Origin of the sequence: Methylobacterium sp. WL9 (assembly GCF_008040035.1) — a bacterium.
In the GTDB taxonomy this organism is placed as follows: domain Bacteria; phylum Pseudomonadota; class Alphaproteobacteria; order Rhizobiales; family Beijerinckiaceae; genus Methylobacterium; species Methylobacterium thuringiense.
Genome location: NZ_VRVE01000050.1, coordinates 1 through 11665, shown reverse-complemented (window position 1 = coordinate 11665; position 11665 = coordinate 1). Strand labels below are relative to the sequence as shown.

Sequence of the window (11665 nt, the reverse complement as noted above, 5' to 3'; positions counted from 1 at the left end):
CTCAAACCGGAGCCGCGTTCAGGCATCCCGGCACCCGGGACGCGTCGAAGGTGATCCAGGCGCCCGCCCGCCGCAGTTTTCCGGCGAAATCCGCCCCGTCCGAGATCGCCACCGCGACCCAGGGCAGGGGCGTGCCGCGCAGCAATGCTCCCCCCGCCTGCGCCACCACGCTCGCCGTCTCGGCGGGCGACGACCAGGGCGACGCGATCACGAGAACCGGCCGCCCGGCCTGCGGAGCGGCCAGGAGCAGGAGAGGGAGCGCGACGCTGAGCATCGCCGTGGGGAGGACAACGAGAAGGCGCATCGGATGGCGGCAACAATCGCCGACAATCTCTAAACCGCCGCTTAACGTTAAGCCGTTTGGATACTGTATTCCACGCTGAGCGCGGTTAGTCCGACCAGCGCAGGGCGGCCGCCGCCGCCAACGTGCCGACCACGGCAGCGATCAGGCTCAGTGCGCCGAGGATGATCAGCGGCGTGGCGAACGGCACCGTGCCGCCGAGGGCTGAATCCACGGCCGAGACCCCGAAGATCAGCGTCGGGATCATCAGCGGCAGCACCACGATCGCCAGGATCAGTCCGCCCCGGCGGATCGAGGCGGTGAGCGCCGCGCCGACGGCGCCGATGAAGGTCAGGGCCGGCGTACCGACCAGCAGGGTCAGCGCCGTCGCGCCCATCGCCGTCGGCGAGAGCGCCACAAGCAGGCCGAACAGCGGCGAGGCCAGCGCCAGCGGCAGCCCCGTGGTCAGCCAATGGGCGAGCACCTTGGCCAGCACCACCAGTTCCAGCGGGGCAGGGGAGGCGGTCATCAGGTCGAGGGAGCCGTCCTCCTCGTCGGCCTGAAAAATCCGGTCGAGGCCGATCAGCGTCGCCAGCACCGCCGAGAGCCAGAGGATCGCCGGGCCGATCCGCGAGAGCAGGTTCAGATCCGGCCCGAGCGCGAACGGCACCAGCGCCACGATCATCAGAAAGAACACCAGCGACAGCGCCCCCGACCCGCCGACGCGGGAGGCGAGGACGAGATCGCGCCGGACGAGCGCTACCAGCACGCGGATCATGCCCAGGCCTCCGCCTCGGCTGCATCCTCGGTGGCGGCCGGCGGCCCGATGCGGAGTTCGCGGGCGTCGTCGAGGCCGATCGGCATGTGGGTCGCGGCGACGACGAGGCCGCCGTCCTCGCGATGCCGGGCCATCAGCCCGGCGAGCACGCCCTGCGAGGCGGTATCCAGTGCCGCCGTCGGCTCGTCGAGCAGCCAGAGCGGACGCCGGCAGACCAGCAGGCGCGCCAGCGCCACCCGTCTTCTTTGCCCGGCGGAGAGGTAGCCGACGGGCAAGTTCAGGGCGTGGGCGAGGCCCATCGCTTCCATGGCTTCCCGCGGAGACGCCGTCGGCGCGCCGAGGATATCGCGGGCGAAGGTGAGGTTTTCCTCCGCCGTCAGCGCAGCCTTCAGCCCGTCGCGATGGCCGACCACGTGCAGGCACTCCGCCAGCGTCGCCTCGCCGGCCTCCTCGACGCGAATCGTGCCGGCATCGGGTTTCAGGCGGCCGGCGAGCATGGAGAGCAGGCTCGACTTGCCCGCACCGTTGCGCCCGGTGACCATAAGCGCCTCGCCGGCCTCCAGCGCGAAGCCGAGCCCGGAGAAGATGCGGCGCCCGGAGCGACGGCAGGCGAGGTTTTCGACGATCAGCCGCACGGGTGTCCTGTCTGCTCCGGTCGCGCGCCGGCGGACCAAATCGGCCGGCACCCACCACGCCCCTCATACCGAGGTGCCACGTTAGCGGCCTCGAAGTACCCCGCAGCGGCGATCCAAGCCACCAGCGCCATTTGGGAAAAGCGTTCAGGGATGTTTCGAGCTGCTTCGCAGCACCTCAACATGAGGATTGTCGTGGATGCCAGACGGGGCAGCGCCAACGGCAAGCCCGTTTCAGCCGGTCGTTCCACCGTCGGCGTCGAGACCATAGCGCTTCAACAGTTCGGCGAGGTCAATCGTCTCGCCACCTTGCCTGCCTGCAGCTAACCGCGCTTCGACCAGTGCCGCATCCTCGAAATCCTTAAGGTAATCGAGGATCGCCTCGCGCACATGCCCGTCCCTGGTGCGGCCGGTCTTTCGGCACACGGTGTCGAGGCGACGCTCGATCTCGGGAGGCAAGTTCACGGCGGGCATGGTGGTCTCCGGATGCCGCTGAATACGCACAGGCCGCCCCGAAAGCGACACCTGCGCCCGCCTGTCACCATCACCCCGTAGCGGCAAGTTTCGAACTGTTCTATACGGCGCGCAGGCTGCGCCGCGCGACCTCCAGGGCGTTCAAATCGCCCCTCGCGCACCACCCTGCCCGGGCACCCCCGGGGCGGCGCGCGCTCTTTGGAGCGTTTCCAGCCGAACACCGCTCGTGGCGCAGGTTATGCCTGCGCGTGTTCGACAACCGCCAAGCAAGGGTTCCGATCGCCGTGGCATCGCTCGACAGCTTCAACGCCCGCCAGACGCTTCAAGCCGGGGGCAAGACCTACACCTACTACTCGATCCCAGAGGCCCAGAAGAACGGTTTGGCCGATTCCGCGGCGCTGCCCTTCTCGATGAAGGTGATCCTCGAGAACCTGCTGCGCTTCGAGGACGACCGTTCGGTCAAGAAGGCCGACATCGAGGCGGCCGTCGCCTGGGTCGACAACAAGGGCAAGGTCGAGACCGAGATCGCCTTCCGCCCCTCCCGGGTGCTGATGCAGGACTTCACCGGCGTGCCCGCCGTCGTGGATCTCGCCGCCATGCGCGACGCCATGGTAGCCCTCGGTGGAGACCCCCAAAAAATCAATCCGCTGGTGCCGGTGGATCTCGTCATCGACCACTCGGTGATCGTCGACGAGTTCGGCACCCCGAAAGCGCTCGGCGACAACGTCGCCCTCGAATACCAGCGCAACGGCGAGCGCTACACCTTCCTCAAATGGGGCCAGACCGCCTTCGACAACTTCTCGGTGGTCCCGCCCGGCACCGGCATCTGCCATCAGGTGAACCTCGAATACCTGTCGCAGACCGTCTGGACCAAATCCGAGGACGGCTCGGACATCGCCTATCCGGACAGCCTCGTCGGCACCGACTCGCACACCACCATGGTCAACGGTCTCGCCGTGCTCGGCTGGGGCGTCGGCGGCATCGAGGCGGAAGCCGCCATGCTCGGCCAGCCGCTCTCGATGCTGATTCCGGAAGTCGTCGGCTTCAAGCTGTCGGGCAAGCTGCCGGAGGGTACGACCGCGACCGACCTCGTGCTCACCGTGACGCAGATGCTGCGCAAGAAGGGCGTGGTGGGCAAGTTCGTGGAATTCTACGGTCCCGGCCTCGACGACATGGCGGTGGCCGACCGGGCGACGATCTCGAACATGGCGCCCGAATACGGCGCCACCTGCGGCTTCTTCCCGATCGATCGGAAGACCATCGACTTCCTTACGGTCACCGGCCGCGCCGACCACCGCATCGAACTCGTCGAGGCCTATGCCAAAGCGCAGGGCATGTGGCGCGACGCGCAGACGCCCGATCCGGTCTTCACCGACACCCTCGAACTCGACATGGGCGAGGTCCGTCCCTCGCTGGCCGGCCCCAAGCGTCCGCAGGACCGGGTGCTGCTCGACGGGGCCAAGCCCGGCTTCGCGCAGTCGATGGAGACCGAGTTCAAGAAGGCGGCCGACATCGCCAGCCGCTACAAGGTCGAGGGCTCGAATTTCGACATCGGCCACGGCGACGTGGTGATCGCGGCGATCACCTCCTGCACCAATACTTCGAACCCATCGGTGATGATCGGCGCGGGGCTTCTCGCCCGCAACGCGGTGGCCAAGGGCCTCAGCGTCAAGCCGTGGGTGAAGACCTCGCTGGCGCCTGGCTCGCAGGTGGTGGGAGAGTACCTCGACAAGTCCGGCCTGCAGGAGAGCCTGGACAGCCTCGGCTTCAACCTCGTCGGTTTCGGCTGCACCACCTGCATCGGCAATTCGGGTCCGCTGCCGCCTGCGATCTCGAAGGCGATCAACGACAACGACGTGGTCGCCGCGGCCGTGCTCTCGGGCAACCGCAACTTCGAGGGCCGCGTGAACCCCGACGTTCGCGCCAACTACCTCGCCTCGCCGCCGCTGGTCGTCGCCTACGCGCTTGCCGGCTCGATGCAGATCGACATCACCACCGAGCCGCTCGGCCACGGCTCCGACGGGCAGCCGGTCTACCTCAAGGACATCTGGCCCTCGTCGAGCGAGATCCAGTCCTTCATCGAGAAGAACATCACCTCGACCCTGTTCAAGAGCCGCTACGCCGACGTCTTCGGCGGCGACGACAACTGGAAGGCCGTCGAAGTCAACGAGGCCGAGACCTTCGCCTGGGATTCGACCTCCACCTACGTGCAGAACCCGCCGTATTTCGAGGGCATGACCAAGACGCCCGATCCGATCACCGACATCGAGAATGCCCGGATCCTCGGCCTCTTCCTCGACTCGATCACGACGGACCACATCTCGCCCGCCGGCAACATCCGCGCGGCCTCGCCAGCCGGCGAATACCTGCAGGAGCATCAGGTCCGCGTGCAGGACTTCAATCAGTACGGCACCCGGCGCGGCAACCATCAGGTGATGATGCGCGGCACCTTCGCCAACATCCGCATCAAGAACCAGATGGTCCGCGATGCGGCGGGCGAGGTGGTCGAGGGCGGCTGGACGCTGTTCCAGCCCTCCGGCGAGCGGATGTACATCTACGATGCCGCGCAGAAATACGCGGAGCAGGCCACCCCGCTGATCGTCTTCGCCGGCAAGGAATACGGGACCGGCTCATCCCGCGACTGGGCTGCCAAGGGCACGAAGCTCTTGGGCGTGCGCGCCGTGGTCGCCGAGAGCTTCGAGCGCATCCACCGCTCGAATCTGGTCGGAATGGGCATCGTCCCGCTGGTGTTCAAGGACGGCCAGTCCTGGGCCACCCTCGGCCTCAAGGGCGACGAGACCGTCACGATCAAGGGCCTCTCGGGCGAACTCAAACCCCGCCAGACCCTCACCGCCGAGATCACCTCGGCGGACGGCACGAGGCAGGACGTCCCGCTGACCTGCCGGATCGATACCCTCGACGAACTCGAGTATTTTCGTAACGGCGGTATCCTGCCCTACGTGCTGCGCTCGTTGGCGGCGTAAGGCGCGATCGATCCTCGCCCGCTCGGCGGGCGGGGATCCTCCGGCAGATCAGGCGGTTCGAATGCCGGCTTCCGGCATCGCCGCCTGCACGAACCTCGCGAGGCTGGTGCTGCGCATCGGCCGAAACGGCATTCCGGCCGTCCCGTGGCTGACGCACTCTACCGGACACAGCACGAGGTCGCTGCGTCCGACGAGACCGGCGAGCGGGCCGAGGCACGCAGAATCCTCCGCAGTCGCTATATCTAGTTATATATAGCCATCTTGCCGCGATCGCGCGACCTTGGCAGGGGGGGCCGCCACCGGGGGGCTCAGGAATCCTGCGGCACGGGAACGAGGCGGGCGAGGAACGGGGAGGCCGCCTTTTCGGCCGCCCGCTCGATCGCCCGATAATGCGCGACGACATCCGCCCCGAAGGCGGAGAGCCGCGCCCCGCCGCCGGCCTTGCCGCCGATCTGCGCCTCGACCACGGGCTGACCGAAGCCCTTGTTCATCGCCTCGACCAGCATCCAGGCCCGGCGATACGACATGCCGAGCGCCCGGCCCGCTGCCGAGATCGAGCCGTGTTCCGCGATCATCTCTAGGAGCTGTACCTTGCCGGGGCCGATGCGGTTGTCCGGTCCGAGGTCGATGCGGATACTCAGGCTCGCCATCGGATCTCCCAGTCGGCGCGGTCGAGCCCGTACCGTATCACGCCGCGACTGCGTTGGGCCGGGCCTGTCAGGCGATAGTGGACGCCGTATATAGCGCCGGACGGGGCGTCACGAGCCGACCTTCTCCTGCGTCGGGCTTCCAGCATTCACGAGGCATCATGTTCCAGTGTATCGGCTACGGCACCCAGGAGGCGAGCACGCCCCTGAAGCCCTTCAGCTTCGAGCGCCGCGATCCCGGCCCGAACGACGTCGAGATCGAGATCGTCTATTGCGGCGTCTGCCATTCGGACCTGCACCAAGCCCGCAACGAGTGGCAGAACACGAACTATCCCTGCGTCCCCGGCCACGAGATCGTCGGTCGGGTGACCCGCGTCGGCGCGGAGGTTTCGACCTTCAAGGAGGGCGACCTCGCCGGCGTCGGCTGCATGGTCGATTCCTGCCGGGAGTGCGACAGCTGCAAGGAGGGCCTGGAGCAGTATTGCCAGCCCGGCTTCACGGCGACCTATAACGGGCCCGCCCAGAAGACGGGCGAGAACACCTACGGCGGCTATTCGAGCCACATCGTCGTCGACAAGCACTTCGTGCTGCGCATCCCCGAGAACCTCGACCTCGCCGGCGTCGCCCCTCTGCTCTGCGCGGGCATCACCACCTTCTCGCCGCTGCACCACTGGAAGGTCGGCCCCGGCCAGAAAGTCGGCATCGTGGGCCTCGGCGGGCTCGGCCACATGGGCGTGAAGATCGCCCACGCCATGGGCGCCAAGGTGACGCTGTTCACGACCTCGCCCGGCAAGGAGGCGGACGCGCGACGCCTCGGCGCCGACAACGTGGTGATCTCGAAGGACGCCGACGCGATGGCGGCCGAATCCGAAAGCTTCGACTTCATCCTCGACACGGTCGCGGCCCAGCACGACATCAACGCCTATCTCGGCCTGCTCAAGCGCGACTGCACGCTGGTCCAGGTCGGCGCGCCGGAGAAGCCGCTCGACGTCAACGTGTTCAGCGTGATCTGGCGCCGCCGCAACTTCGCCGGCTCGCTGATCGGCGGCATCGCGGAAACACAGGAGATGCTGGACTTCTGCGGCAAGCACGGCATCACCGCCGACATCGAGATGATCCCGATCGATGAGATCGAGACGGCCTACACCCGCATGCAGAAGAGCGACGTGAAGTACCGCTTCGTGATCGACATGGCTTCACTGCCGAAGGCGGCCTGATCCGTCACGTCTGGGGGGTCGCGAGGACACCTCGCGATCGCCTGGGCATCGCGTCCCTCGACCGCGGGCCACTGGATCGCGACGCCGGTTCCGTCAGCGCGTGCGCGGGCGGTGGGGCCGCCGCGGGTGCGGCTCGGGCAGCTGGCAGGCCGCAGCCGAGACGCCCCGCTCCGCCATGATCCCGCATGCCTGCTCGACCGTCATGTCGCAGGGGCCGGTCATGCCCTGCAAAGCCCCGACGGCACGCTGATATTCGGGCAGGTTGACGCATCCGGGAACGCCGAAGAACGCCCAGGCCGTGGCGGAAGTGGCGAGGGTGGTGGCCAGGACCAGAAGGACGACAGCAGCCGAAGCGCATGCAGACATGATTCGCTCCTGCGCCGGAGGAGGCACGATGCAGTCTCGCCGAAGAAGTCGGCGTGTTCGACCGCATTCGCGACTCGCACGCGGCCGCTAAAGGCAGCAGCGCGACCGACCGGCGATGGCGCGGCCGCTCACAGAATCCCCAGCACCTTCGCCGTCCACCAAACCATCGGCACCACGCTCGTCGTCACGACGATGCCGAGGAGAACGGCGAAGATGGCGGTGCGGATCCTGGTCCGAGGCGTGAGGTCCGGCGTGGATGTCATCACGCCTTGTCCTCCGACCGGCGCCGTTTTGCTATGACCGATCGTCGCGACCGATGGCCGCCGCACGGGTTAGAGGGACCGGATCCGAGAGGGTGCCACCGTTCCGAGGCGCGGCATCACAGCCATCGCTCGTCGAGGTCGGTGGCGTTCCGGTCGGCAACGGGTTGCGTCTCGTCGCCCTCGGCGAAGATCACGACGTCGCCGGGCCCGACGTCGCGAATCGCATAGAAATCCCAGCGGCGGTGGATGATGCGCGGACCGCCGAAGATCCGGTAGGCGTTCCAGAAGCGATCGTCCCGGAAGCCGACATAGTGGATGCAGCGCGAGGTTGGTTTGGTGGGCACGGGCATGACAGCTGGCTCCCCCGCTCCACCGGACGATGCAATGCGATCCGGAATTCTGGCAACCGGGACGGCCGACGATGGTTCGTTCGGGGGGCCGGCAGGGCCGGCGGCAGATTGGCACGCGCAATCCATGTCGACCTGGACCGCCACCGTCCTCGGCCTGTGGGCAGCCTACTGGGCCGCGCTCTTCGCGCAGGTGGCGCATCTGCGCATGCGCGACGACGGCGCAGGGGCGCTCGCGTTCGGCTGGCTTGCCGGAGCGCTGCTCGCGGCCGGCACAGGGTTTTTCGTGAGCACGATCGGTGCTTGACGCGAGATGCGATCGAGCTCCGCGATCAGGCGCTTTCCGGGCTCGGCCTGGACGTTTCCATCAGCTCCAAGGTCCGCAGGATCGCCATGCCGACCACCTCGGCATCCGCGTCGCCTTCCGGCGTCGCCGGCAGGATCGCGACGGCCTCCACCTCGCCGCCGTCCGACGGGCCGACGACGACCTTGAAGACCGAACCCTCCTGGGCGTCCTCGTCGTGGATCAAGGCGACGGTATAGCCGGCGGCCTCGCCGAAGAGACGTAGGGCCCTGTACTCGGTGGCAGGCACGACCGGCGACTGGGCCGCGTCAGGATTTGGGCGAGCGCCGAAGGTCGGGCGGATCACGTTGCTCATGCCGATCTCGTAGCGCGATCCGGCCGATATGTTGAGCCCATTGTCCAAGGAGGCAACGGAGATGATTGTGAGACACAAGACCCGCGGATCAGCTGGATGCCCGATCCTGCTGGTGCTCCCAAGGGGAATCGAACCCCTGTTTTCGCCGTGAGAGAGCGAATTTTGCGCCATCCTGATACTATCAGATGCGGTCTGATACATCATGATCTTCAATGCCTTAGCTCACATGGCCTCATTGCGGATCATCGGGTTCCATGGCATCGTTGTCAACGAAATTGACAACGAAAAGGCAGGCGATGCCTCGTCGCGCAAGTCCGTTCAAGAGCCGATCTGGTCGAGCTGAGTTGCCTGCTTCCGACGCTCCGGAATGGGAGCTGCTCAGCCCCGGTGTGCGGCTTGGCTATCGATCGGGGCGTGGTACGAGAGGGCAGGGCGGCTCATGGCTCGCTGCCACGCGAACGCCGGACGGCCAGCGTGTCCAGACTCGAATAGGCGTGGCCGACGACATCGCCGCGGCCGACGGTGCGAAGGTCCTAACGCACGAACAGGCAAAGGACGCGGCGCGCGCCTGGGTGAAGTCGCTTCGCTCGGCCCCGGATGCACAACCGGCTTTGACGGTCGGAGATGCGCTCGACCGCTACCTCGAGGCGCGCACGGCCGAGGGCATGAAAGCGGTCTACGACGCCAAGTCCCGCGCCCGGGTCCACATCCGGCCGAAACTCGGGAGCGTCCGCGTCGCCGATCTTACGCTCGACAAGCTACGGCGCTGGCGCGACGCGATGGTGCAGGCCCCGAAGCTCTTGAGAACCGGCAAGCTCGCCACCAAACAGAATTCGCGCGCCATCGACGTAACCGACCCGGAGGCCCTGCGGCGGCGGCGAGACACGGCCAATCGGACGATGACGCTGCTCAAGGCGGCGCTGAACTGGGGCTACCAGCATCAGTTGGTCGAGAACGACCGGGCCTGGCGGCTGCTCAAGCCGTTCCGAGACACAGGGTCGGTCAGGGTCCGGTTCCTCGACGCAGCCGAGCAGCAGAGGCTACTGAACACATCGGACGGGGCGCTACGCGATCTGGTCGCCGCGGCACTGATGACGGGTGCGCGCTTTGGCGAGCTTGCGAAGCTGGCGGTGCGGGACTTCGACAGGGCCAACGGAACGGTCTTCATCGAGCGCAGCAAGAACGGGCGAGCGCGCCACATCCCGCTAACAGCCGGCGGGATAGGCCTTTTCGAACGGCTTGCCGTGGGGAGGGCGCCGAAGGCTCCGTTGTTGGTCCGAGAGGATGGCGAGGCCTGGAAGCCGGCGCAGTACCAGCGAGGCTTCAAGGCATCCCTTGAGCGCGCGAAGCTCGAGAGCATTACACTACATGAGCTGCGGCACTCTTACGCCAGCGCCATGGTCCGCAACGGCGCGCCGCTGATTGTTGTCGCCGAGGCGCTTGGCCATTCGGGTACGCGGATGGCTGAGAAGCACTATGCTCATCTGGCGCCGAGCTACGTGGCCGATACGATACGGCGGACTGCGCCCGACCTTGTGATCACCACTAAGTCAAAGCCGGTGACGCTCAACATATCTGCGTGAGCGCGCTACGAAATCCGAGCATGCGTCACTTGCTGGCGCGCTTCAGGAATAGCCCCGGGCCATGCTCCGTCGTTTCACACGCCCGATCGCTTCACTCGTTGTAGTGCTGGCCGGCTGCAGCGGAGCCTTCGCTGCCAAGGCGCCGGCTCGCAGGGCTGTCTCGGATGACCGCATCGCTGCGGCAGCGATCAGCCGGTATCGGGCGCAATACGGTCTCGGGCCCGTTCAGGTCGACGCGGCTCTGACCAGAGCCGCCGCTTATGCCGCGAGAGCGAACGCTGCGGCCGGCTCTCTCAGTCACGATGCCGGCGGCTCGTTCCAGGCCCGCATGGCGATGACCGGCCTCGCGAGGGGCCTGAAGGCCGAGAACCTCGGAGCCGGTACCGCGACGTTCGATCAGACGCTGGCAATGTGGCAGGCCTCATCGAGCCACAAAGCGAACCTGCTGCTGCCCGAGGCGCGGCGCATCGGGATCGCTCACTCTGACGCGTCAGGTTCATCCTACGGTCGGTTCTGGGCCCTGGTGGTCTCGCAGTAGGCCGCGCCGGATTCGACCTAGTCGCTTTGGCGGTAGGCTTGATCTCGCTATGGGGTCGGCATGAGCAATGTGATTCGCCCGACATTCGGCGCCCGACCGAAGCCCGACGACTAGGCTGCCGGTTATGAGGTCGCCTTGGTTCAAGATAAAGACTCGAAGCTGGGGCCGGTGTTCAAGGTCGTTGTCGGCCCGTCAGACGGAAGAGAGTTCGAGGCCGTCGCGATCCTACCAGATACGCGAGAGGGCGAAGCCGATGCTGAGGTGGTCGGCATGGCGATCCTGCGGACGCTGGAGCTTATGGAAACTATCGGGCGGGGGCCTGAGAGCGCCTAACGGCAGAGGACGCTGGCGTGATCTTCTTCGATCAGAACGGCGAGGGGCCCAGCGTTCGGCTCAAGAAGGACAAAAGCGTCTCTTGATCTGCGCATCTGGTTTGGGTTCAGGTGGCTGCCGGGTTCGAGTGCGAGGGCGGAATTCGAACCGACGGAACTGGATCGACGATGGCCGCAGCGATACCCGATCGGGAACTCCAGTTCTCTCCCCTTGGCGGTCGTGTCACGCAGCAAGGCATCACGGTCATCGTCTTTATCTACCGATTTGCGGATGTTCCGAACGATCCGTGGCAGCTTGAGGTCGTCGACCACGACGGCGGGTCAACGGTTTGGGATGAGACGTTTACAACCGACGACGACGCTCTCGCTGCTTTCGCGCAGGCTGTTCAAGAGCATGGCATCGGTGCATTTGCCGAGCTGGAAGCCAATAAGAAGCACTAGAGCGGCTGCCGATCACGCGGAGTCGGGCTGGGTTTTCACACGCGGGCTGATCTGATTCCCTGTCTGCTTTCGACAGGAGGGTCGATGTCGTCGCCGTTGTCGTCCGATCTGCGTGAGCGCGTCG

The 11665-nt window shown here is 66.6% G+C and carries 16 protein-coding genes and 1 tRNA gene; 7 read left to right on the top strand and 10 right to left on the bottom strand.

The genetic code is table 11. The features are described 5' to 3' along the window. Window position 1: 1 nt before the first annotated feature. The 4 genes from FV217_RS14685 to FV217_RS14670 form a co-directional block, all read right to left on the bottom strand. Window positions 2-304 (bottom strand): hypothetical protein, encoded by a 303-nt coding sequence (locus tag FV217_RS14685; RefSeq protein WP_147817922.1) that lies wholly within the window; start codon window positions 302-304, stop codon window positions 2-4. A gap of 85 nt (window positions 305-389) precedes the next feature. Beyond that, window positions 390-1058: a heme exporter protein CcmB gene (gene ccmB, locus FV217_RS14680; protein ID WP_147817921.1), complete on the bottom strand. Its 669-nt coding sequence runs from the start codon at window positions 1056-1058 to the stop codon at window positions 390-392. After that, window positions 1055-1693 (bottom strand): heme ABC exporter ATP-binding protein CcmA, encoded by a 639-nt coding sequence (ccmA, locus tag FV217_RS14675; protein WP_147817920.1) that lies wholly within the window; start codon window positions 1691-1693, stop codon window positions 1055-1057. Before ccmA ends, ccmB begins: the two co-directional genes overlap by 4 nt. A 231-nt stretch (window positions 1694-1924) precedes the next feature. Then, on the bottom strand, window positions 1925-2164 hold the full coding sequence (locus tag FV217_RS14670) for a TraY domain-containing protein (RefSeq protein WP_147817919.1): 240 nt from the start codon (window positions 2162-2164) through the stop codon (window positions 1925-1927). Window positions 2165-2448: 284 nt separating this feature from the next. Here FV217_RS14670 and acnA point away from each other — a divergent pair, with 284 nt between their 5' ends. Next, window positions 2449-5148: an aconitate hydratase AcnA gene (acnA, locus tag FV217_RS14665; protein WP_147817918.1), complete on the top strand. Its 2700-nt coding sequence runs from the start codon at window positions 2449-2451 to the stop codon at window positions 5146-5148. A 308-nt stretch (window positions 5149-5456) separates the two neighbouring features. Here acnA and FV217_RS14660 read toward each other — a convergent pair whose 3' ends face one another. Continuing rightward, on the bottom strand, window positions 5457-5798 hold the full coding sequence (locus FV217_RS14660) for a winged helix-turn-helix domain-containing protein (RefSeq protein ID WP_147817917.1): 342 nt from the start codon (window positions 5796-5798) through the stop codon (window positions 5457-5459). Window positions 5799-5956: 158 nt separating this feature from the next. On the opposite strand from FV217_RS14660, the gene FV217_RS14655 reads away from it, so the two are divergent. Further along, window positions 5957-7012, top strand: coding sequence for an NAD(P)-dependent alcohol dehydrogenase (locus tag FV217_RS14655; protein WP_147817916.1), 1056 nt, complete (start codon window positions 5957-5959; stop codon window positions 7010-7012). Window positions 7013-7105: 93 nt separating this feature from the next. Here the strand turns inward: FV217_RS14655 and FV217_RS14650 are convergent, their stop codons facing one another. From FV217_RS14650 to FV217_RS14645, 3 genes are all read right to left on the bottom strand, one after another. Then, on the bottom strand, window positions 7106-7378 hold the full coding sequence (locus FV217_RS14650) for a hypothetical protein (RefSeq protein WP_147817915.1): 273 nt from the start codon (window positions 7376-7378) through the stop codon (window positions 7106-7108). 128 nt (window positions 7379-7506) lie between these two features. Next, window positions 7507-7641: a hypothetical protein gene (locus FV217_RS23685; RefSeq protein ID WP_281407170.1), complete on the bottom strand. Its 135-nt coding sequence runs from the start codon at window positions 7639-7641 to the stop codon at window positions 7507-7509. Window positions 7642-7757: 116 nt separating this feature from the next. Then, complete coding sequence (locus FV217_RS14645) at window positions 7758-7991, bottom strand: hypothetical protein (RefSeq protein ID WP_147817914.1); 234 nt, start codon at window positions 7989-7991, stop codon at window positions 7758-7760. Window positions 7992-8115: 124 nt separating this feature from the next. On the opposite strand from FV217_RS14645, the gene FV217_RS14640 reads away from it, so the two are divergent. Beyond that, on the top strand, window positions 8116-8295 hold the full coding sequence (locus tag FV217_RS14640; protein ID WP_147817913.1) for a hypothetical protein: 180 nt from the start codon (window positions 8116-8118) through the stop codon (window positions 8293-8295). Window positions 8296-8320: 25 nt separating this feature from the next. On the opposite strand, the gene FV217_RS14635 is transcribed toward FV217_RS14640, so the two are convergent. Together FV217_RS14635 and FV217_RS14630 are read right to left on the bottom strand one after the other, a co-directional pair. After that, window positions 8321-8647: a hypothetical protein gene (locus FV217_RS14635; RefSeq protein ID WP_147817912.1), complete on the bottom strand. Its 327-nt coding sequence runs from the start codon at window positions 8645-8647 to the stop codon at window positions 8321-8323. A gap of 110 nt (window positions 8648-8757) precedes the next feature. Then, window positions 8758-8829 (bottom strand) — tRNA-OTHER (locus tag FV217_RS14630). A 20-nt stretch (window positions 8830-8849) separates the two neighbouring features. Between FV217_RS14630 and FV217_RS22925 the strand changes: the two genes are divergently transcribed. The 4 genes from FV217_RS22925 (at window position 8850) to FV217_RS14610 (ending at window position 11541) form a co-directional block, all read left to right on the top strand. Further along, on the top strand, window positions 8850-8990 hold the full coding sequence (locus FV217_RS22925; RefSeq protein ID WP_187272573.1) for a hypothetical protein: 141 nt from the start codon (window positions 8850-8852) through the stop codon (window positions 8988-8990). 151 nt (window positions 8991-9141) lie between these two features. Beyond that, window positions 9142-10230 (top strand): site-specific integrase, encoded by a 1089-nt coding sequence (locus FV217_RS14625; RefSeq protein ID WP_246682814.1) that lies wholly within the window; start codon window positions 9142-9144, stop codon window positions 10228-10230. A 61-nt stretch (window positions 10231-10291) separates the two neighbouring features. Continuing rightward, a complete protein-coding gene (locus FV217_RS14620; RefSeq protein ID WP_147817911.1) occupies window positions 10292-10768 on the top strand; it encodes a CAP domain-containing protein in 477 nt (158 codons plus the stop codon). A gap of 500 nt (window positions 10769-11268) precedes the next feature. Next, window positions 11269-11541 (top strand): hypothetical protein, encoded by a 273-nt coding sequence (locus tag FV217_RS14610; protein WP_187272571.1) that lies wholly within the window; start codon window positions 11269-11271, stop codon window positions 11539-11541. Window positions 11542-11665: the final 124 nt, after the last annotated feature.